17 protein-coding genes and 1 pseudogene are annotated in these 20,089 nt (G+C 73.0%); 10 read left to right on the forward strand and 8 right to left on the reverse strand.

Annotated elements, in window-relative coordinates:
* Positions 1–21 precede the first annotated feature (21 nt).
* The 5 genes from AB0C66_RS07480 to AB0C66_RS07500 form a co-directional block, all read right to left on the reverse strand.
* Positions 22–1,221, reverse strand: a complete 1,200-nt coding sequence (locus tag AB0C66_RS07480) for a cytochrome P450 (protein WP_362435552.1) — start codon at positions 1,219–1,221, stop codon at positions 22–24.
* 50 nt (positions 1,222–1,271) lie between these two features.
* A complete protein-coding gene (locus tag AB0C66_RS07485) occupies positions 1,272–1,865 on the reverse strand; it encodes an ATP/GTP-binding protein (protein ID WP_362435555.1) in 594 nt (197 codons plus the stop codon).
* Between the two features lie 61 nt (positions 1,866–1,926).
* Positions 1,927–2,286: a DUF742 domain-containing protein gene (locus tag AB0C66_RS07490; RefSeq protein ID WP_362434111.1), complete on the reverse strand. Its 360-nt coding sequence runs from the start codon at positions 2,284–2,286 to the stop codon at positions 1,927–1,929.
* Complete coding sequence (locus tag AB0C66_RS07495; protein WP_362434113.1) at positions 2,283–2,729, reverse strand: roadblock/LC7 domain-containing protein; 447 nt, start codon at positions 2,727–2,729, stop codon at positions 2,283–2,285. The genes AB0C66_RS07490 and AB0C66_RS07495 overlap by 4 nt, the downstream gene beginning before the upstream one ends.
* A complete protein-coding gene (locus AB0C66_RS07500; RefSeq protein ID WP_362434115.1) occupies positions 2,729–4,243 on the reverse strand; it encodes an ATP-binding protein in 1,515 nt (504 codons plus the stop codon). The genes AB0C66_RS07495 and AB0C66_RS07500 overlap by 1 nt, the downstream gene beginning before the upstream one ends.
* Positions 4,244–4,590: 347 nt before the next feature.
* On the opposite strand from AB0C66_RS07500, the gene AB0C66_RS07505 reads away from it, so the two are divergent.
* The 3 genes from AB0C66_RS07505 to AB0C66_RS07515 all read left to right on the forward strand — a co-directional run bounded on the left by AB0C66_RS07505 (position 4,591) and on the right by AB0C66_RS07515 (position 7,468).
* The gene (locus AB0C66_RS07505) at positions 4,591–5,373 is read left to right on the forward strand and encodes a TSUP family transporter (RefSeq protein WP_362434118.1); all 783 of its coding nucleotides are present in this window, start codon (positions 4,591–4,593) and stop codon (positions 5,371–5,373) included.
* Between the two features lie 192 nt (positions 5,374–5,565).
* Positions 5,566–6,444 (forward strand): aminoglycoside phosphotransferase family protein, encoded by an 879-nt coding sequence (locus AB0C66_RS07510; protein ID WP_362435558.1) that lies wholly within the window; start codon positions 5,566–5,568, stop codon positions 6,442–6,444.
* Positions 6,445–6,526: 82 nt separating this feature from the next.
* The gene (locus tag AB0C66_RS07515) at positions 6,527–7,468 is read left to right on the forward strand and encodes a hypothetical protein (RefSeq protein WP_362434121.1); all 942 of its coding nucleotides are present in this window, start codon (positions 6,527–6,529) and stop codon (positions 7,466–7,468) included.
* Between the two features lie 33 nt (positions 7,469–7,501).
* On the opposite strand, the gene AB0C66_RS07520 is transcribed toward AB0C66_RS07515, so the two are convergent.
* The gene (locus AB0C66_RS07520) at positions 7,502–7,879 is read right to left on the reverse strand and encodes a cupin (RefSeq protein ID WP_362434123.1); all 378 of its coding nucleotides are present in this window, start codon (positions 7,877–7,879) and stop codon (positions 7,502–7,504) included.
* A gap of 141 nt (positions 7,880–8,020) precedes the next feature.
* On the opposite strand from AB0C66_RS07520, the gene cutA reads away from it, so the two are divergent.
* Positions 8,021–8,344 carry a divalent-cation tolerance protein CutA gene (cutA, locus tag AB0C66_RS07525; protein ID WP_362434125.1) on the forward strand — a complete coding sequence of 108 codons (324 nt, stop codon included), beginning with the start codon at positions 8,021–8,023 and terminating at the stop codon, positions 8,342–8,344.
* A 47-nt stretch (positions 8,345–8,391) separates the two neighbouring features.
* On the opposite strand, the gene AB0C66_RS07530 is transcribed toward cutA, so the two are convergent.
* The gene (locus tag AB0C66_RS07530) at positions 8,392–9,102 is read right to left on the reverse strand and encodes an ElyC/SanA/YdcF family protein (RefSeq protein ID WP_362435561.1); all 711 of its coding nucleotides are present in this window, start codon (positions 9,100–9,102) and stop codon (positions 8,392–8,394) included.
* Positions 9,103–9,310: 208 nt separating this feature from the next.
* Between AB0C66_RS07530 and AB0C66_RS07535 the strand changes: the two are divergent.
* Both AB0C66_RS07535 and AB0C66_RS07540 read left to right on the forward strand, forming a co-directional pair.
* Positions 9,311–10,320 (forward strand): annotated as a pseudogene (locus tag AB0C66_RS07535) (adenosine deaminase).
* A 91-nt stretch (positions 10,321–10,411) separates the two neighbouring features.
* Positions 10,412–10,870 carry a MarR family winged helix-turn-helix transcriptional regulator gene (locus tag AB0C66_RS07540; protein WP_362434127.1) on the forward strand — a complete coding sequence of 153 codons (459 nt, stop codon included), beginning with the start codon at positions 10,412–10,414 and terminating at the stop codon, positions 10,868–10,870.
* 502 nt (positions 10,871–11,372) lie between these two features.
* Here the strand turns inward: AB0C66_RS07540 and AB0C66_RS07545 are convergent.
* On the reverse strand, positions 11,373–13,631 hold the full coding sequence (locus AB0C66_RS07545; RefSeq protein WP_362434129.1) for a molybdopterin oxidoreductase family protein: 2,259 nt from the start codon (positions 13,629–13,631) through the stop codon (positions 11,373–11,375).
* Between the two features lie 240 nt (positions 13,632–13,871).
* On the opposite strand from AB0C66_RS07545, the gene AB0C66_RS07550 reads away from it, so the two are divergent.
* The 4 genes from AB0C66_RS07550 to dnaG all read left to right on the forward strand — a co-directional run bounded on the left by AB0C66_RS07550 (position 13,872) and on the right by dnaG (position 20,050).
* On the forward strand, positions 13,872–14,714 hold the full coding sequence (locus tag AB0C66_RS07550) for a CbiX/SirB N-terminal domain-containing protein (protein ID WP_362435563.1): 843 nt from the start codon (positions 13,872–13,874) through the stop codon (positions 14,712–14,714).
* A complete protein-coding gene (locus AB0C66_RS07555; RefSeq protein ID WP_362434131.1) occupies positions 14,711–16,120 on the forward strand; it encodes a deoxyguanosinetriphosphate triphosphohydrolase in 1,410 nt (469 codons plus the stop codon). Before AB0C66_RS07550 ends, AB0C66_RS07555 begins: the two co-directional genes overlap by 4 nt.
* 586 nt (positions 16,121–16,706) lie before the next feature.
* Positions 16,707–18,002, forward strand: a complete 1,296-nt coding sequence (locus AB0C66_RS07560) for an FAD-dependent oxidoreductase (RefSeq protein ID WP_362434134.1) — start codon at positions 16,707–16,709, stop codon at positions 18,000–18,002.
* A 98-nt stretch (positions 18,003–18,100) separates the two neighbouring features.
* Positions 18,101–20,050: a DNA primase gene (dnaG, locus tag AB0C66_RS07565; RefSeq protein ID WP_362434136.1), complete on the forward strand. Its 1,950-nt coding sequence runs from the start codon at positions 18,101–18,103 to the stop codon at positions 20,048–20,050.
* Positions 20,051–20,089 lie beyond the last annotated feature (39 nt).

Raw genomic sequence — 20,089 nt, forward strand, 5'->3', positions numbered from 1 at the left:
CTCCTGAAGGCTGCGAGGGCGTCACGGACGGTTCTGGGCGGCGTTCCCGGCCGGGGCGACGGCGGCCAGCTGGGGCGCGGAGAACCGCACCGGCAGCGCGGCCAGCCCCTTGGACCACGGCGAGGTGATCCACGGCAGCTGCTCCTCCGGTACCGCGATCTCCATATCGGGCAGCCGGTGGCGCAGGGTGTCCACGGCGGTGCGGGTGATCAGCCGGGCCGGGTCGCGCGCCGGGCAGGTGTGCGGACCCGCGCCGAAGGCCAGGTGCGAGCGGTTGCCGACGACCGGACGGCCGTCCTCGGGCAGCACCTGGGGATCGGCGTTGGCCCCCGCGAGGCCCAGGATGAGCATGTCCCCGGCCCGGATGTCCTGGCCGCCGAAGCGCAGATCGCGGGTGGCGTAGCGGCCGGGGAAGTTGGCGGTCGGCGGGAAGCGCCACAGCACCAGGTCGAGCGCGTCGTCCACGGTCATCTGGCCGTGGGCGAGCGAGGAGCGGAACGCCGGATCGGTGAGCAGGACCCGGGTGGTCTCGGCGATCCAGTTCACGGTGGTCTGGTTGCCCGCGACGATGATCACGACCAGGTTGTGCAGCACCTCCTCGTCGCCGAGCCCGATGGGGTGCTCCAGCAGCCAGGAGGTCAGATCCGGCCCCGGCCGCCGCTTCTTCTCCGCGATCAGCTCCAGCAGGATCCGGCCCATGGTCCGGTTGGCGCTGGTGGCGGCCACCGTCGGGGCGTTGGCGATGTCCCTGATGGCCTCGACCAGCCGCGGCCCGTTCTCCTCGTCCAGCCCCAGCAGTTCGGTGACCACCTGGAGCGGCAGGATCCGGGCGTACTCCGCCACCAGATCGGCCCGGGAGCGCCCGGCGAACCCCGCCACCAGCCGCTCCGCGGTGGCCCGCACCGTACGGATCAGCTCATGGCCGTTGACCCGGCCCAGCGCGTCGACCACGGCCGAGCGCATCCGCCGGTGCTGCTGCCCGTCGGCGAACAGCAGCGCCGGGCGCCAGCCGACCAGCGGCATCAGCGGCGAGTTGGTCGGCACCCGGCCGTCGCGCAGCGGGGTCCAGCGCCGTGGATCGTGGGAGAAGTACTGCTCGTCGCGGGTGAGATGGAGCAGTTCGCGGTGGCCGATCACCAGCCACGCCTCGATACCCGCGGAGATGTCCACCGGGACCACCGCGCCGTGCTCCCGCCGCATCCGTTCGTACAGCTCCGTCATCCGCCCTTCCAGCGCCGCCCCGTACAGCGGCACCCGGCGGGATCCGGCGGTCACGGCGCCTCCGCGACGGTCTCGATGAGATGGGACACCAGCGAGATCAGCGCCTGCACCGACGACTTGTGCTCCCGCGCGTCACAGATGACCAGCGGGGTGTGCGGCAGCAGATCGAGTGCGCACCGCAGATCCTCCTCGCTGTGCAGCACACTGTCCGGGAAGGCGTTGACCGCCACCGAGAACGGCACGTCCAGGTCCTCCAGGTGGCCGATCGCGTCGAAGGACGCCTCCAGGTCGCGGGTGTCCACCAGCGCGAGGGCGCCCAGCGCACCGCGTGCCAGGTCCTTCCAGGCGGGGAGGAAGCGCTGCTGGCCCGGGGTGCCGAAGAGATACAGCACCAACTCGCCGCCCAGCGTGATCCGTCCGAAGTCCAGCGCCACCGTGGTGGTGGTCTTCGACGGCCGGACGACGGTGTCGAGCCGTGCTCCGGCCCGGCTCATCGTCGCCTCGGTGGAGAGCGGGGTGATCTCCGAAACCGTGCCGATCAGTGTGGTCTTGCCGACCCCCATCGGCCCGACGACCAGGATCTTGGCCGCGCCGGAGACGCTGGGCTGCACATACATGACGGGGCTGTCGTCCATGCCGTCCATATCGCCCGGCTCCGTTGTGTCGTCCGTATCGGCTGTGTCGTCCGTATCGGCCATCGAGATCTCAGAGCTTGCTCTCAAGCCCATTGAGCACCTTCCTCAGCAAGTCCATATCGGCGCGCTCGGCCGCCCTGATCGGCGGGCGCGCCACGATGTGCCCCCAGTCGATGAGATCGGCGAGCAGCACCTGCACCACGGCCGGTGGCTGACCCAGGTGTGCCGCGACCTCCGCCACCGACAGCAACCCCCGGCAGAAATGGGCGATCCGCCGGTATTCGGGCTGCAATGTCGGAGGCAGTGTGCTCCCGGAGGCCATGACGAGCGTTTCCAGCGGCAGAGCATCCCGTGAGGAACCCGCGCGCCCCCCTGTGATCACATAGGGGCGCACCGCGGTCGTGGTCCGTTCCTCCCCGGGATCGGTCATGACGCCGGGCTGATCGGCTCCCGCGGCTGACTGCTCAGGTGGGCGCCGATCTTCGCCACCAGCAACTGCATCTGCTGTGCCACCAGACCGACATCCGCCTCGGTGTCGGTGGCCACCCCCAGTGAGGCGCCCTGACCGGCCGAGGTGAACAGCACGAACCCGCTGTCGGACTCGATCATCAGCTGTCGCACCCCCGCCTCGTCGCCGAAGAGCAGCGACACCGTGGACTGACTGGTCACCGTCAGCGCGGCGCAGGCGGCGGCCAGCGACTCGGCCTCGGCGACGCCGAGTTGGGACACCTCGCCACTCAACCCCTCGGCGGAGCCGTGTCCCATGCGCAGACCGTCCTCCGAGACGACGACGGCGTGCCGCACCCCGGGAATCTGGGTCAGGGGACGCAGCATCCAGCCAACGTCGGGCAGCCTGGATATGGTTCCGGCCACTACCGGCCTCCTTCTCGATCCTCTTGGTCTTCTCGGTCCCGGCCCGGGTCGGGACCGGCGCCCTGTGCCCGGGTCCGGCGCCCGGTCCCGGTCACGCTCTCCGCCCCGGCTCCGGTCCCCGCCCCGGCTCCGGTCCCGTTCCGCAGGGATCGCGCCACCTCGTCCCGGCCGCGGCGGGTGCCCGTGACCACGCTGGTGACGGAGGCGCGGGCGGCCTCGGGCGTCCAGCCGCCGCCGTCCGGCGCGGGTGCGGTGACGACGGCCGCCGGTGGGGCGGAAGCCGTCGGGGCGGCGGCCGTCGGGGCCGTCGCCGGTGCGCCGGTGCTCGGTGCGGTCTCACGTGCGGCGTCGTTGCCCGGTGGCGGGGTACGGCGGCGGCTACGACGCTGGGGCAGCCCGGTGGCGGCCGGGCCCCCTGGTCGTACCGTGTCCGGATCCGGGGCGGTGGCCGGATCCGGGACCGTGTCCGGCCGCTCGGTGGCCTCCGCCGCCTCGTCGTCCACGGAGAGCGGATCGACCGCCAGGGAGGCGGGCTCCACCACGAGCGGCTCCGCGAGCGACACCGGGGCGCCGACGCTGAACTCCGTGAGCAGCTGGTGCGGTACGAAGACCACCACCCGGGTCCCGCCGTACGCCGAGGCCGTGGACAGCTCGACCCCGAAGCCCAGCTCCCGCGACCAGCGGCCCACACAGGCCAAGCCCAGTCGTGGCACCGCGCCCAGCTGCGCCAGGTCCAGCCCCTCGCGCAGCTGCCCGAGGGCCTGCTCCAGGACGTCGGGCGGCATTCCGAGCCCCGCGTCGTCGATCTCGATGACCGCGCCCGCGGCCACTTCCCGGACGGAGACGGCCACTTGGGTGCGGGAGGGGGAGAAGACGGTGGCGTTCTCCAGCAGTTCGGCCACCGTGTGCATCAGGCCCTCGACGGCGGGCGCCACCACATAGAGGCTCTGCCCGCCGTGCACCTCCACCCGGCCGAACTCCAGGATTCGCGACTGCGCACCGCGGACACAGTCGAAGAGCGTCACCGGCCGGGTCTCCCGGCGCGCCGGCCAGATCCCGCACATCACCAGCAGGGTCTGCGCCTTGCGGGTCATCTGGGCGGCGGCGTGATCGGCCTTCATCACCTCGGCCATCAGCCGGGGTTCGCTGACATGCTGCCCCAGCCCGTCCAGCACCTGCTGCTGCACCACCGACATGGCGTGCATGTTCCGGGCCACCGACTCGAACGAGGCCTGCACCGAATCCCGCAGGATCCGCTCCCGGCGCGCCGCCTCGTCGAGCTCGGCCCGTACGGCCGTCATCCGTGCCACTTCTTCGGCGCGCTCGGCCGCCAGGGCCCGCTGCTCCGTCGCGTTGGCGCGTTCCTGTTCGGAAACGGCTTGTTCCCGCTCGGTCTCGGCCCGTGCCGCGCCGACGGCTCTGCGCAATCGGAGCACCCAGATCAGGCACAGCGATAACACCAGCACCAGCAGTGTGGACGCGGCCACGGCGACGGCCTCCGCCCCCGACAGCACCTATGACACCTCCATACGGAACATGGCCAAGAACGGGCAGATACTACTGACCAACTGATCAGAAGAGTCCCGTAGTTGCCAAACTCTCACCGTTACGGACGGAGCGGGCATCCGCCCGCCGTATTCGGGCAGCCAACCGGAAGCGGCCCGCGGCAGGCGCGACAGGGCGAACCCCGCCCGCCGGGCTGGTGCGGACCGTGAGCGTACCGCCGTGGGCATGAGCGATGTCATGGCCCTCCGCCGTGATATCACCGCACGGCTCGGGGGCGACCGCCCCGGACCGTCGCCGCGGCCCCGTCCGGGGCCCTCGGCGCTCCGCCCGTCAGAGCCGATCTAGGGTTCTGACCATGCCTGACATACCCCTGACGACGCTGCTCCTGCTCTGTCTGGCCGCGGCGGCGGCCGGCTGGATCGACGCCGTCGTGGGAGGCGGGGGGCTGCTGATGCTCCCCGCCCTGCTGGTCGGACTCCCGCACCTCCAGCCGACGTTCATCCTCGGCACCAACAAGGCGGTCGCCATCTGCGGCACCACGGGCGCCGCCGTCACCTACGTCCGCAAGGCGCCCCTGGATCTGCCGATCGCCGTCCGTATCGGTGTCGCGGCCGCCATCGGCTCACTCGCGGGGGCGTATCTCGCCTCCGGTATCGACAGCGGTGTCCTCCGCCCGCTCATCATGGCCGTCCTGCTGGCGGTCCTCGCGTTCGTCCTGCTGCGCCCCACCTTCGGCGCCGCCCCCGCGCTGACCGGTCCGGTCTCCCGCCACCGCGTCCTCGCCGCCGTCCTCGGCGTCGGCCTGGGCATCGGCTTCTACGACGGCCTCATCGGCCCCGGCACCGGCACCTTCCTCGTCCTCGCCCTGGCCGCCACCCTCGGCACCGACCTGGTCACCTCGTCCGCCACCGCAAAGGTGGTCAACGTCTGCACCAACATCGGCGCCCTCCTCACCTTCGGCCTCCAGGGCACCGTCCTCTGGCGCCTGGCCGCCGTCCTGGCCTGCTTCAACCTGGTGGGCGGCATGGTGGGCGCGCGGATGGCCCTGAAGCGGGGGAGCGGGTTCGTGCGCGGGGTGCTGGTGGTGGTCGTGGTCTCGCTGGTGTGCAAGCTGGGGTACGACCAGTGGCTCGCCTGACCCGCTGACCCGCTGACCCGCTGACCCGCGTGCGCACGCGCACGTCCGGCCGCCGAAACTGCGTCGACGGTGCGCGTCAGCGGACCTAGCCTTACCGGGATCGAGGAGCCGCGGGAGCGGCTGAAGGGCCAGGTTGTGTCGTTCGGCTGGCCCGGGCAGGGAACCGAGAGATCTGGCGGATACATGGGCACGATGCACGCGGACGAGACGGAGACCGACGGCGACCTCGTCCGGCGGCTGCTGCGCGGCCAGTTCCCCCGGTGGGCGGAGCTGCCGATCACCCGGCTCGCCTCCGGAGGCACGGTCAACGCGATCTACCGGCTCGGCGAAGAGCTGATCGTCCGGCTGCCACTGCGTCCCGGCGGCGCCGAGGCCATCGCGAGGGAGGCACGGCTGCTGCCCCGTCTCGCGCCGCTGCTGCCGCTGCCCATCCCGGAGGTGGTGGCGACCGGCACCCCGGCCGAGGGATATCCCCTGACCTGGGCGGTGCACCGGTGGATCGAGGGCCGCAACCCGGTCGAGGGCGAGCTGGCCGAACCCGAGCGCGTCGCCCGTGACCTCGCGGAGTTCGCGGTCGCCATTCGCGGGATCGATCTCCCCGGCGGTCCGCCCGCACACCGCGGCGCGCCGCTGATCGCCGAGGACCAGGAGATGCGGGAGTCGATCGAGGCGCTGCGCCGCACCGACGAACCTTTCGACGCCGACCAGATCACGGCGGTCTGGGAGGAGGCGCTCGCCACACCGCGGTGGACGGGCCCGCCCTGCTGGACGCACTCCGACCTCATGCCGGGCAATCTGCTGCTCGGCGGCGACCGCGTCTCGGCGGTCATCGACTTCGGCACCGTGGGCATGGGTGAACCCGCCACCGATCTCATCCCGGCCTGGAACCTGCTGCCCGCCCCGGCGCGGCGGGTGTACCGCGAGGCGGTGGACGTGGACGACGCGACCTGGGCCCGTGGCCGGGGCTGGGCGCTGTCCATGGCGGTCATCCAACTGCCGTACTACCGGACGACCAATCCCCTCATTTCCGCCAACGCCCGGTACGTCATCCGGGAGATCCTCGGGAGCTGACGAGCGCTACGGGGCCGCGTACAGGGGGATTTGAGTAGCCGTACTCAGGTGTGCGGGCCCCGCGCCGACGCACCATCGGGCGGTGGAGACCGCCGGGAGACGATGGATACGCATCCCCCGCTACACCGGACTGGTGTGGCTGCTGGGCGCGTTGCTGGTACCGCTGGGCCACCGGCTCGCGCTCGCGCCGTGGTGGGGGCGGAGCACCGCCGGGGCGCTGGTGGCCTCGGGCGCCGTCGCCCTGGCCGTGGTGACGGCGCTCGCGTACGGCGTCGTCCCGGTCCGCCGTGCGGTGCCGATATGCCGTACGGCCAGGGGGCGTTGGGGATGGGCCGTCGTGGTGTTCTGCGGTGGCACGGCAGGGCTCATGGCCGGTGCCGGTGCCCGGCGCGCCGGGGCGCTGGACGTGGGCGGTGCGCTCTCCCGCGCGGCCCTGTGCGGAGTGCCGTACGCGCTGGTGGCGGCGGTGTTCATCCCGGGTGTGGCGGTCCGGCTCGTCTCCGGGGTGGCTCTGCTCGGTGTGGTGGCGTACGGCACCGCCGTGACCCATAGGGCGCGCCAGGCGGAGGAGGTCCGGACACTGATGTCCGGCACCTCGCTGGCGCGCCGGGAGCTGGTGCTGCCGGATCCGCCCGCCGGTTACCGGATGGACGAGGGCCACGGCGACCTGGCGGACGACCACTTCGGGGTCCGGTACGTGTACATCGGCGCGGGGCGCGAGCGGCCCGATGTGGTGTGCACCGTCGGCCGCGTGTCCGGTGGCGGGGACGGGCCGGGCGACCGGCACCGCGGGCGGATCACCGAGGCGGTCCGGACGCGGGGTGACGGCCGCCGCGCGGTCGTGCTGACCTGTCACCGCGACGGCCTCCGGCTGACCGTCACCGCTCACGGCGCCCCCAGGACGTGGCGCGGTCCGGACCCGCTGGACGCGGTGGACCGGGACGAGCTGCGGCGCATGCTGCGCAAGGCCCGGACGGCCACCGACGGCCAGGTGCTGCGCGCACTGCGCCGTCCGGTCGCCTGAGGGGCGCGGTCGACCGCCGTCGGACAGCGACCGTCAGGCGGTGGCCGTGTTCTCGGCGGTCGTGTTCCCGGCGGGTGTCGGACAGCCGGCCGTCGCGGTCACCGCCGTCAGCAGCACCACCGAATCCTCCAGGGCGCCCAGCCGGTGCCGCTCCTGCGGGATGCGGTGCACCTGCCCCGCGATGAGGTCCGTCGTCTCGCCACCGGCGCCGGTCAGCCGGACGTGTCCGTGCAGCACCTGGAGGCTCGCCGCCGGGGGCGCGTTGTGCTCGTCGAGCTCACAGCCGGAGACCATCGCGATCACACTCTGCCGCAGCGGCCCGTCGTGCAGGAACAGATGTGCGCTGCGCCCGTGCGGATCGGACTTCGCCTGGTCCAGATGGTGGCGCGCGAGCGCGGTGAGGTCATCCATGTGTGCCCCTCGATCGGCCTGGTCTGATCGTCGGCGGGTTCCCTCAATCGTCACCGGCTAGCGTGGTGCGCGCCAGTTCACCGGCGGGTCCCGGGCGGAGCCGGGAGGCCCGGGGCCGCCCAGGAGAGAGGTTCAGCAGCCGTGGCCGACCATCTGACCGTCCTGACCACCACCGACACCCCCGAGAAGGCCGAGGCGCTGGCGCGCGGGGCCGTGGAGGCGCGGTTGGCGGCCTGTGCGCAGATCAGCCAGCCCGTGACGTCGGTGTACCGCTGGGAGGGGGCGGTCGAGACCGCGGCCGAGTGGCAGGTCCTGTTCAAGACGACCGCGGCCCGTTACGAGGAGCTGGAGGCGCACCTCCGCGAGGCGCACGACTACGACACCCCCGAGGTCATCGCCACCCCGATCACCAACGGCAGCGAGGACTACCTGGCCTGGGTGGTCACGGAGACGACCATCGGCTGAGCGGCGAGACCCGCTGGTCAGGGCTGGTCAACGCCGGTCCGCGCCGGTCAGCGGGGATCGGCGGACGCCGCCAGCGCGTCCTGGATGCCCCGCTCCCGTGGCCCCATGAAGGCCGGATCCGGCCGGAAGGTCGCGTCCATGGCCGCCTTGTTCGCCGCCAGGACCTCCCGCAGCGCGCCGTAGCTCCAGGTCACATCGTGCGGCTCGGCGACCGCCACCCCGTACGCGTCGATCCCCGCGGCATCGCACAGCGCCAGCGCCCGCTGGATATGGAACCCCTGGCTCACCAGCACCGCCCGGTGCACGCCGAAGATCCGCCGGGCGCGGCTGCACGAGTCCCAGGTGTCGAAGCCCGCGTAGTCGCGCACGACCCGGCGCTCGGGAACGCCGTGTGCGGCGAGGTAGGCGCGCATCACATCCGGCTCGTTGTAGTCCTGTCTGCTGTTGTCCCCGGTGACCAGCAGCGCGCGGACCTTGCCGGTCCGGTAGAGCCGCGCCGCGGTGTCCAGCCGGTGTGCCAGGTACGGGGACGGCGAGCCGTTCCACAGCCCCGCCCCGAAGACCACCCCGACCGGGGCCGCGGGCACATCGGCCACCGTGCGGATCCGGTCCCCGGTGGTCAGCCGCAACCAGGTGGCGGGGAGCAGCGCCAGCACACACAGCAGCACGCCGAGCTGGAACAGCCGCCGCTGCTCCCGCCGCGTACGCCGCCGGAACAGCCGCCGCAGCCGCCGCCGCGCCCGGTACCACGGCGTCATCGCGAGCCACCGCATCCGCTCGAACCGCGCCCCCGTGCCCCGCATCCGTCCCCCGGCCCCGTTCCGTCCACACCGACCACCGTCGGGCTGTGGGACGCCCACCAGCGCCTTCCGGTTGCGCCGGACGGCCCGGCGGCGGCCCGGCGGGCCGGTTCCGCATAGCCTGGGGCAGCCTTCCGTACGACCGAGAAACAGGTGTGATCAAGCCGTGCCCCCGATCCCCACAGCAGAGCTCCACCTCCACATCGAGGGCACCCTCGAGCCCGGGCTCGCCTTCGCGCTCGCGGAGCGCAACGGCGTCGTGCTGCCCTACGACACCCAGGCCGAGCTGCGGGCCGCGTACTCCTTCACCGACCTCCAGGACTTCCTGGACCTGTACTACGCGCTGATGGCCGTGTTGCGCACCGAGGACGACTTCGCCGACCTGGCCAACGCCTATCTGGCCCGCGCCCGGGAGCAGGGCGTGCGGCACGCGGAGATCTTCTTCGACCCGCAGGCCCACACCGAGCGGTCCCCATCGGCACCGTCATCGGGGGCCTCTCCCGGGCCCTGGACGCCGCCCAGGAGAGCTACGGCATCACCACCCGCCTCATCATGTGCTTCCTGCGCGACAAGAGCGCGGAGTCCGCCCTGGAGACGTTCGAGTCGGCCCGGCCCCATCTGGACCGGATCGCCGCCGTCGGCCTGGACTCGGCCGAGGTCGGCAATCCGCCGTCGAAGTTCCGCGAGGTGTACGCGCGGGCCAGGGCGGCCGGGCTGAAGTGTGTCGCGCACGCGGGGGAGGAAGGGCCGCCCGCGTATGTGTGGGAGGCGCTGGACGTCCTCGGTGTGGACCGGATCGACCACGGCGTGCGCTGTCTGGAGGACGAGGCCCTGGTCGCGCGGCTGGTCGCGGACCAGGTGCCGCTGACCGTATGCCCGCTGTCCAACGTCCGGCTGCGCGTCGTCGACCGCCTCGAGGACCATCCGCTGCCCGCGATGCTGGCCGCCGGACTGCTGGTGACGGTCAACTCCGACGACCCCGCCTACTTCGGCGGCTACGTGGGCGACAACTACACCGCCGTGCGGAACGCGCTCGGCCTGGACGACGCCACCCTGCGCACCCTGGCCCGCAACTCCTTCCGCGCCGCCTTCCTGGACGAGGAGACGCGGGCGGCGTACCTCGGGGAAGTCGAGGAAGTCGGGGAAGCGGGGGAAAACAACGGCACCTCGGGTTGACCTCACCTTTGGTTCAACTTCTACCGTCGTGACCAGTCGCGTGATCGGTCGTGCGATCAGTCCTACGGACGGACGAAGTGAGGACAGGGTGATGGAGTACTCCCACAGTGACGCCGAGCTGGTCCGGCAGCCCATCGGCTACTGGAGCTGGGCGGCGCACAAGGCGGTCGTGACCCATATCCGCGCCGGGCTGGCCGAGTTCGGCCTGAGCCAGCCACAGTGGTGGGTGCTGAACCAGGTGCTCGACGGCGGCGAGGGCGGTCGGCTCCGCGAGGAGGTACGGGTCGTCCTCGAGGGCTACTTGGACGTGGGCGAGGCCATCGAGCCGGAGATCGACGTCCTCCTGGAGCGCGGTCTGCTCCGCACCGTCGACGGCGAGCGGCTCCAGCTGACCGACGACGGGCGGGCGCTGCGCGAACGGACCGCGGAGCGCCAGGCCGAGATGCGCGCGCGGATCCACGACGGCATCGACGACGACGCGTATGTGGCCGCCCTCAAGGTCCTCCAGCGGATGATCCACAATGTGGGCGGACAGGCGTGGCACCACTGACCGTACCGCGGAACGTATTCCGGTGACCGTATGCGGAATGTCCCCGCGCATGGTCTGAAGTGCCATCACACGAAGCGCCGCCTCCTCGCGGCGGGGCAGCCGGAAGAGGCGGCGCTTACGGCGCTTGCGCCGCTTACAGCGGATCAGGCGCTTCCGGCGTCGTAGGCATCCGAAAAGGTCGAGTTGTAGGTCGACCAGTTCCCCTTCTCACCGGAGGCGTGGACCTCGGCCGCGGAGGTATCGCTCGGGGCGGTGGCAATCGGGGCGTGAGCCCCCCGGTCGAACCCCACCGCTTTCGCAGGGGGATTGGGTAAGGCAAGCGTCTCATCCGGTCGATCCCCGGTAATCCTCGCCTGTTGAGGGAAAGGAGAACGCCATTCCTTGATACATGGCCCGTGTGCGGCGGCGTATTTACTTCCTCATTCTTCCCGTCCTCGACATGGAAAAGAGGTTGATGGCGTGCGGATTGCGCGCAAATCGAGTCATGCCCGCTTATGCGGGGTCAGTCCTCCGCCAACTCCACCCGTACCGCGCACACCTTGAACTCCGGCATCCGCGACACCGGGTCGAGCGCCGGATTGGTGACCGTGTTGGCCCGGCCGGGCCCCGCCCAGTGGAACGGCATGAACACGGTGTCGGGCCGGATGTCCCGGCTGATCCGGGCGGGGGCGACGCTGCGCCCACGGCGTGACACCACGGCCAATGGGGCACCCTCGACGGCCCCGAGACGCTCGGCGAGCAGCGGATGCAGTTGCACGAACGGACCGGGCGCGGCCTCGTTCAGCTCGGCCACCCGCCGGGTCTGAGCCCCCGACTGGTACTGGGCCAACACTCGCCCCGTGGTGAGCAGCACCGGATACTCCGCGTCCGGTTCCTCGCCCGCGGGGCGGTGGCTGACGGCGACGAAGCGGGCTCGCCCGTCGGCGGTGGCGAACCGGTCGAGAAAGAGCCGCGGCGTCCCGGGGTGCGCCGCGGAGTCCACTGGCCGTGGCCGGGTTACGGGGGTACCGGGCCGCGGCCGGTGGGCACCGTCCGGGGCCCTATCCGCCCCCACTCCCGCCGCGTCCGCCGTCCCCGGACCGGCCGTCCCCGGACCGGCCGTGTCCGGGCAGGGCCAGAACACCCCGTCCTCCTCCACGATCCTCCGGTACGTGATGCCCGAGTAGTCCGCGGGTCCGCCCGCCGACGCGCGGCGCAGTTCGTCGAAGACCTCCTCCGGGTCGGTCGGGAACCCCTTCTCCCAGCCGAGCCGTGTCGCCAGCCCGTTCAGCACCGCGAGATCCGTCCGTACCCCCGGCGGCGGGGAGATGGCGGCCCGGCGCAGGATGACCCGGCCCTCCAGATTGGTCGTCGTGCCCGTCTCCTCGGCCCACTGGGCCACCGGCAGGACGACGTCCGCGAGGGCCGCCGTCTCCGAGAGCACGACGTCCGCGACCGCCAGGAAGTCCAGCGAGCGCAGCCGGGATTCGATATGGGCCGCGCGGGGCGCGGAGACCAGCGGGTTGGAGCCCATGAGCAGCAGCCCCCGCACCTCGCCGCCGAGCGCGTCCAGCAGTTCGTACGCGCTGCGCCCCGGCCCCGGGAGCGCGTCGGGGTCGACGCCCCAGACGGCCGCCACATGGGCGCGCGCGTCGGGGTCGGCCAGCTTGCGGTAGCCGGGGAGCTGATCGGCCTTCTGGCCGTGTTCGCGGCCGCCCTGGCCGTTGCCCTGTCCGGTGAGACAGCCGTAGCCGGACAGCGGGCGGCCCGCCCGGCCGGTGGCGAGGCACAGATTGATCCAGGCGCCGACGGTGTCGGTGCCCTTGGACTGCTGCTCGGGGCCGCGCGCCGTGAGCACCATCGCGTTCTCCGCGTCGCAGAACATGCCGACCGCGCGGCGGAGTTCGGGCACCGGAACGCCGGTGATCCGCTCGACCAGTTCCGGCCAGTGGGCCATGGCGGCGGCCCGCGCCTCCTCCCAGCCCGCGGTCCGCCGGGCGATGAACTCCTCGTCCACCCGCCCCTCCGCCACCACCAGGTGCAGCAGCCCGAGAGCCAGTGCGAGATCGGTCCCGGGCCGCGGCGCGAGATGCAGATCGGCCTGCTCGGCCGTGCGGGTACGGCGCGGATCCACCACGACCAGCCGTCCCCCGGCCTCCCGCAGCTCGGTCAGATAGCGCAGCGCGGGCGGCATGGTCTCGGCGAGGTTCGAGCCGACGAGGATCACACAGCCCGTACGGGAGACGTCCGCGAGCGGGAACGGCAGCCCCCGGTCGAGGCCGAAGGCCCGCTGGTGGGCGGCGGCGGCCGAGGACATACAGAACCGGCCGTTGTAGTCGATCTGCGAGGTGCCGAGCACCACCCGCGCGAACTTCCCCAGCGCGTACGCCTTCTCGTTGGTCAGCCCGCCGCCGCCGAAGACGCCCACCGCGTCCCGGCCGTGCGCCCGGCCGGTGGCCGCCAGGCCCTCCGCGACCCGGTCGAGGGCCTCCTCCCAGGTGGCCGGTTCGAGCCGACCGGTGCCAGGGCGGCGCACCAGCGGCCCGGTCAGCCGCACCCGGGAGGAGAGCACGGCGGGCGCCGTACGCCCCTTGCCGCACAGCGCGCCCCGGTTGACCGGGAACGCGGTGCGCTCCACCACCTCGACCCCGCCGTCCACGGCCGAGGGCCGCAGCCCCATCCCGCACTGCAACGCGCAGTACGGGCAGTGCGTATCGACAGGCGCGGAGGCGGGCGGCGCGACGGCGGGTGCGGAGGGTGCGTCCCCAGGGGCGTGCTGCATACGAGGGAGCGTGCTACGCCCGTGTTACGGCCCGCGTCCCCGTGCGTTACGCCCCCGGGAACCGGATCTCACGGGCCGCGCGGCCGCCGGTGAACTCGGCGCAACCACCCGTCACGGCGGCGCAACGGCGGCGCAACACACCGCTGCCAGGCTCCTTTCATGACGGCGTCGCCCCGCCCGGGCCCTCCCGGCTCCCCCGCCCCCACCGCCCCGCACGAGTTCGACAGCACGGCGCAGCTCATGAACCGGATCACCGCACAGCTCCACACCCAGCTCAGCCGCGGAAAACCGCTCACCCGGCGCCGCCCCGCGCCCTCCCGGTCGTCCCCGTCGTCCCCGTCGTCCCCGCCGACCCTGGTCGCCGTCGCCCACGGCAGCCGGGACCCCGGGGCGCTGCGCACCGTGACCGCGCTGCTGGACCGGGTCCGGGCGCTCCGCCCCGAGGTGCCGGTGCGCCTCGGCCATATCGAGCTCAACCAGCCGCTGCTGACCGACACCCTCGCCGCCCTGCGCGGCGATGTCGTCGTGGTGCCGCTGCTCCTCGGCCGCGGCCATCACATCAAACGGGACATCCCGGCAGCCGTCGCCGCCGCGCCCCACCTCGCCGCCCGGATCGCCGCCCCGCTGGGCCCGCATCCGCTGCTGGCGGAGGCCCTGCACACCCGGCTGGCCGAGGCGGGCCGGCGGCCCCTCTCCGCCGCCGTGTCCCCGGCCACCGGTGTGGTGCTGGCCGCCGCGGGCTCGAACGACCCCGACGCGGCCATCGACACCGCCCGTACCGTCGCCCTGCTCAGCACCCGGCTCGGCGGCGTCCCCGTACTGCCCGGCCACGCCTCCGGCGCCGGGCCCGGTGTGCCCGACGCGCTGCGCGCCCTGGCCGCGCTCGGCCATGAGCGGGTGGCGGTGGCCTCGTACTTCACCGCGCCCGGCCGTTTCGCCCGCCAGTGCGCGGAGGCCGCCCCCGGGGCCGCGGCGGCCCCGCTCGGCGCCCATCCGGCCGTCGCCCGGCTCGTTCTCCACCGCTACGAACAGGCCCTCACAAATGCTCCCTTGTCACACAGGGCGGTTACCGTCGGTGTATGAGCAGCGCAGCAGGACCCGATCCCGACCCCGACTCCACCGACGCGTGGCGGCAGTCCCAGACGTCCGGTGAGGCCGACGTCCGCCGGACCCCCGGCTACGTGGCGGCGGACCTCGAGCGATGGGCGGCCGAGCCCGACAAGCGGCCGGGCCGCACCGCCTTCCAGCGGGACCGGGCCCGGGTGCTGCACTCCGCCGCCCTGCGCAGGCTCGCCGGGAAGACCCAGGTCGTACCCGCCGCACCCGCCGCCGACCACGGCCCGGCCCGGCGCGCCCCGGCCTGGGACGCCACCCCGCGCACCCGGCTGACCCACTCCCTGGAATGCGCCCAGGTGGGCCGGGAGCTGGGCGCGGCCCTGGGCTGCGATCCGGATCTGGTCGAGATGGCCTGTCTCGCCCATGACCTCGGCCACCCGCCCTTCGGGCACAACGGCGAGCAGGTGCTGAACGAGATCGCCGAGCCCTGCGGCGGCTTCGAGGGGAACGCGCAGTCGCTGCGGCTGCTCGCCCGTCTGGAGCCCAAGCGGTTCGTCCCCGACGAGGAGACCGGGGTCCTGCGGAGCGTGGGTCTCAACCTCACCCGCGCCGCGCTGGACGCCGCCACCAAGTACCCCTGGCCGCGCGGCGGCCACCCCCGCGACCCCGGCTCCCCGAAGTTCGGGGTCTACGCGGACGACATCCCGGTCTTCCGCTGGTTCCGGCAGGGCGCCCCCGAGGGCCGTACCACCTTCGAGGCCCAGGTCATGGACTGGGCCGACGACGTGGCGTACTCGGTGCACGACGTCGAGGACGGGCTGCACGCCGGTCATCTCGACCCGGCCAGCCTGCTCGCCGAGCCCGAGCGGCGCGAGGTGTTCGCCGTCGCCACCGACCGGTACGCGCCCGGCGCCGATCCGCAGGAGCTGGCCGAGGCGCTGGACCGGCTGCTGGAGCAGGAGTGGTGGCCGCACGGCTACGACGGCTCACCGGTCGCCCAGGCCCGGCTGAAGGACGCCACCAGCCAGCTCATCGGCCGGTTCTGCCTCGCCGCCGAGGCCGCCACCCGCACCGCGTACGGCACCGGCAGGTTCACCCGCTACGCCGCCGAGCTGGTGGTGCCCCGTGCCGCCAGGCTGGAGTGCGCGGTGCTCAAGGCGGTGGCCGACCGGTACGTCATCCAGCGCGCCGACCAGGAGCTGGTCCGCGCCGACCAGCGCGTGGTCATCGCCGAGCTGGGCGAGGCGCTGATCGCCCGCGCCCCGGTCGGGCTCGACCCCCAGTTCCGCGCGCTGTACGACGAGGCCGAGGCGGCCGGGGACGACGTCGGACGGCTGCGCGCGATCGTGGACCAGATCGCCGCCCTGACCGACGTCTCGGCCCGCTCCCTCCACGCCCGCCTCACCACCCCCCGCCCAGCCCGCCACCCATAACGCCCCCTCACGCCATACGGACGGCGCCACCGCCGGGAGCCACGACGGCGGGCCCGTGCGCCCGCCCGACGACCGCCGTCGGCGGCCCCCGGCCCCCGCCCGGCGCGAGTTCAGCCGCGCACGCCGCACGTCCCGATGGACCTGCCGTGCCGCGTGTACCGGACGGCGCCACGGCCGGGGGCTTGTGTCGGCGGGCTCGTGCGCCCGCCCGACGACGACCGCGCCCGGCCGCGTACGCCGCACCGGACGGCGTCCGGACGGGTGCCGACCGCTCGGCAGGGGTGGTGCCGGGCCTTCCCGGGGGCCGCGTGGTGCGGGAGGCTCCTTCTTGGCCGGGACGCGGTCGTCGCGGCGCGGCCGAGGCGCCTGACAAGGGCCACCGGGGACACCGACGGAACAGGCCGAGAAGAGACCTCCGATACCGGACCGGCGGCAGACTGACGGGAGAACGACACACGACACACCGCGGAACGACACACGACACACGCGACACTCACGCGAGAACCACGCGAGACCCCTGCGCCAGGCCGACGCGACCGGGGTAAGGCATACGCAGAGCCACTGCTCGGCAGCGAGGAGGAGACAAGTGGTCGACGCACACCAGACGTTCGTCATCGTCGGAGGGGGTCTGGCCGGGGCGAAGGCCGCGGAAACCCTTCGAGCGGAGGGCTTCACCGGCCGGGTGATCCTGATCTGTGACGAGCGCGACCACCCCTATGAGCGGCCACCGCTGTCCAAGGGCTTCCTCACCGGCAGCCAGGAGCGCGACAGCGTCTTCGTCCACGAGCCCGCCTGGTACGCGCAGGCCGATATCGAGCTCCATCTCGGCCAGCCCGCCGTACGGCTGGACCGCGTCGCCAAGGCCGTGACGCTCGGCGACGGCACCCGGATCAACTACGACCGGCTGCTGCTGGCCACCGGCGCCGAACCGCGCCGCCTGGACATCCCCGGCACCGATCTGGTCGGGGTTCACCACCTGCGCCGCCTCGCCCACGCCGAGCGGCTGAAGGGCGTCCTGACCGCCCTCGGCCGGGACAACGGCCAGCTGGTCATCGCGGGCGCGGGCTGGATCGGCCTGGAGGTCGCCGCCGCCGCCCGCGGCTACGGCGCCGAGGTCACCATCGTCGAACCCGAGCCGACCCCGCTGCACCCGGTCCTCGGCCCCGAGCTGGGCGCGCTCTTCGCCGATCTCCACGGCGACCACGGCGTCCGCTTCCATTTCGGCGCCCGGCTCACCGAGATCACCGGACAGGACGGTGTGGTGCTGGCGGCCCTCACCGACGACGGCGAGGAGCACCCCGCCCACACCGTGCTGGCCGCCATCGGCGCCGCCCCTCGGATCGCCCTCGCCGAGGCCGCGGGGCTGGAGGTGGCGGACCGCGCGCTGGGCGGCGGCATCGTGGTCGACGCCTCGCTGCGCACCAGCGACCCGGACATCTTCGCCGCGGGCGACGTTGCCTCCGCCCCGCTCGCCTTCCTGGAGGGCAGCCCGGTCCGGGCCGCGCTGCCGCCCGGCACCCGGCTGCGGGTGGAGCACTGGGCCAACGCGCTCAACGGCGGCCCGGCCGCCGCCCGCGCGATGCTCGGCCAGGACGTCGCGTACGACCGGGTGCCGTACTTCTTCTCCGACCAGTACGACGTCGGACTCGAGTACTCCGGCTACGCCCCGCCCGGCTCGTACGACCAGGTCCTGGTCCGGGGTGATGTCGCCAAGCGGCAGTTCATCGCCTTCTGGCTGAACGACGGCCGCCTGCTGGCGGGCATGAACGTGAACGTGTGGGACGTCACCGAGACCATCCAGGGGCTGATCCGCGGCGGTGCCCGGCTGGACCCGGCGGCGCTGGCCGACCCGGCCGTCCCGCTGGCCTCGCTGATGCCGTAACGGCGAACGTGCCAGCGGCGAGCGGCGAGCCATGAGCGGCGAACGGGGTCCGGCATGGAAGGGAAATCCGTGTCGGACCCCGGCCGTAGAATTCTCACGTGGCAGGCAGGATCAACGATGACGACGTGAGGGCGGTACGGGACGCGGTCCCGATCGACGCCGTCGTGTCCGAGTACCTCCAGCTGCGGGGCGCGGGGGGCGGCAATCTCAAGGGCCTGTGCCCCTTCCATGACGAGAAGTCCCCGTCCTTCCAGGTCAGCCCCAGTAAGGGGCTCTATTACTGCTTCGGCTGCCAGGAGGGTGGCGACACGGTCGACTTCGTGATGAAGATCGATCACCTCTCCTTCGCCGAGACCATCGAACGGCTGGCCTCCCAGGCGGGCATCACCCTGCGCTACGAGGAGGGCGGTGCCGCCCCCGGCCGTCAGCAGGGTGAGCGCACCCGTCTGGTCGAGGCCCACAAGGCGGCGGCCCAGTTCTACGTCGAGCAGCTGGACGGACCCGAGGCGGAGATCGGCCGGAAGTTCCTCGCCGAGCGCGGTTTCGACCAGGACGCCGCCCGGCATTTCGGCGTCGGCTACAGCCCGGCGGGCTGGGATCACCTGGTCCGCTTCCTGCGCGGCCGCGGCTTCACCGACAAGGAGCTGATCGTCTCCGGTCTCGCCCAGGAGAGCCGCCGCAATCCGATCGACCGCTTCCGCGGCCGTCTGATGTGGCCGATCCGCGATATCACCGGTGAGGTCGTCGGCTTCGGCGCCCGCAAGCTGCGCGACGACGACAACGGCCCGAAGTACCTCAACACCCCCGAGACCCCGCTCTACAAGAAGTCCCATGTCCTGTACGGCATCGACCTCGCCAAGAAGGACATCGCCAAGACCAGTCGGGCGGTTGTCGTCGAGGGCTATACGGATGTCATGGCCTGCCATCTGGCCGGGGTGACCACCGCCATCGCCACCTGCGGCACCTCCTTCGGCGGCGACCACATCAAGATCCTCCGTCGGCTACTGATGGACAATTCGGGCGCCGAGGTGGTCTTCACCTTCGACGGTGACGCGGCGGGCCAGAAGGCGGCCCTGCGTGCCTTCGAGGACGACCAGAAGTTCGCCGCGGAGACCTATATCGCGGTCACCCCGGGCGGGATGGACCCCTGTGAACTGCGGCTCGCCGAGGGCGACGACGCGGTCAAGGCGCTGGTCGACAGCCGCACCCAGCTGTTCGAGTTCGCCATCCGGCAGATCATCGCGCGCCACAATCTGGACACGGCGGTGGGCCGCGCCGCGGCCCTGGAGGAGGCGGCCCCGGTCGTCGCCGGGATCAAGAACAGCTCCATCCAGCACGAGTCGGCGGTCCATCTCGCCGGTCTGCTCGGCATCCTCGACACCCAGTTCGTCGTACGGCGCGTCTCGCAGCTGGCCCGCTGGGCCCGTGAGCGCGGGCGCGGGGGTGACGCCCGCGGCCGGGGCGACCAGCGCGGCCGTCCCGGTGGCGCCCCCGGGGACGGCGGCGCGCGCGGGCGACAGCAGGGCGGCCCGGAGGCGAGCACCGCCCCCGCGGGGCCGCGCGGCCCCGCCCTCAACCTCCGCAGCCCCGCCCACCGCGTCGAGCGCGAGCTGCTGAAGCTGGCCCTCCAGCGCCCCGAGCTGGTCTCCCCGGCCTTCGACGCCTACGGCGTCGACGAGTTCACCGCCCCGCCGTACGCCGCCGTGCGCCGCACCATCGAGGAGGCGGGCGGGGCGACCGGCGCCGATGGCGACTACCTCGCCCGGGTCCGGGATGTCGCCCCCGACGACACGGTCCGCGCGATGGTCACCGAGCTGGCCGTCGAGCCCCTGCACACTCGCAGGGAGGCGGACGAGGCGTATGCGGGCGTGCAGTTGGTGGCCGTGCGCCTGGCCGCCGTCAATCAGCGGGTGACGGAGGTCCGCGGCGCCCTCCAGCGCCTCGGCCAGCAGGCCGACCCCGCCCATCTCGCCGCCGTCCAGAACGAGCTGTGGGTCCTCCAGCAGTACGGACAGTCCCTGCGCGACCGGGGTGCGGCGGCGCTGTAGGGCGCCGCGAGCCGGTCCGCCCGGCCCTTCCGGCCGCCC

The organism is Streptomyces sp. NPDC048636 (genome assembly GCF_040650655.1).
Taxonomy (GTDB): domain Bacteria; phylum Actinomycetota; class Actinomycetes; order Streptomycetales; family Streptomycetaceae; genus Streptomyces.

Coding starts and splice junctions, on each gene's coding strand:
- AB0C66_RS07480 (WP_362435552.1), bottom strand. CDS start 1,221: ATGACGGAGCTGTACGAACGGATGCGGCGGGAGCACGGCGCGGTGGTC.
- AB0C66_RS07485 (WP_362435555.1), bottom strand. CDS start 1,865: ATGGACGGCATGGACGACAGCCCCGTCATGTATGTGCAGCCCAGCGTC.
- AB0C66_RS07490 (WP_362434111.1), bottom strand. CDS start 2,286: ATGACCGATCCCGGGGAGGAACGGACCACGACCGCGGTGCGCCCCTAT.
- AB0C66_RS07505 (WP_362434118.1), top strand. CDS start 4,591: ATGCCTGACATACCCCTGACGACGCTGCTCCTGCTCTGTCTGGCCGCG.
- AB0C66_RS07510 (WP_362435558.1), top strand. CDS start 5,566: ATGCACGCGGACGAGACGGAGACCGACGGCGACCTCGTCCGGCGGCTG.
- AB0C66_RS07520 (WP_362434123.1), bottom strand. CDS start 7,879: ATGGATGACCTCACCGCGCTCGCGCGCCACCATCTGGACCAGGCGAAG.
- AB0C66_RS07530 (WP_362435561.1), bottom strand. CDS start 9,102: ATGACGCCGTGGTACCGGGCGCGGCGGCGGCTGCGGCGGCTGTTCCGG.
- AB0C66_RS07540 (WP_362434127.1), top strand. CDS start 10,412: ATGGAGTACTCCCACAGTGACGCCGAGCTGGTCCGGCAGCCCATCGGC.
- AB0C66_RS07545 (WP_362434129.1), bottom strand. CDS start 13,631: ATGCAGCACGCCCCTGGGGACGCACCCTCCGCACCCGCCGTCGCGCCG.
- AB0C66_RS07550 (WP_362435563.1), top strand. CDS start 13,872: ATGAACCGGATCACCGCACAGCTCCACACCCAGCTCAGCCGCGGAAAA.
- AB0C66_RS07555 (WP_362434131.1), top strand. CDS start 14,711: ATGAGCAGCGCAGCAGGACCCGATCCCGACCCCGACTCCACCGACGCG.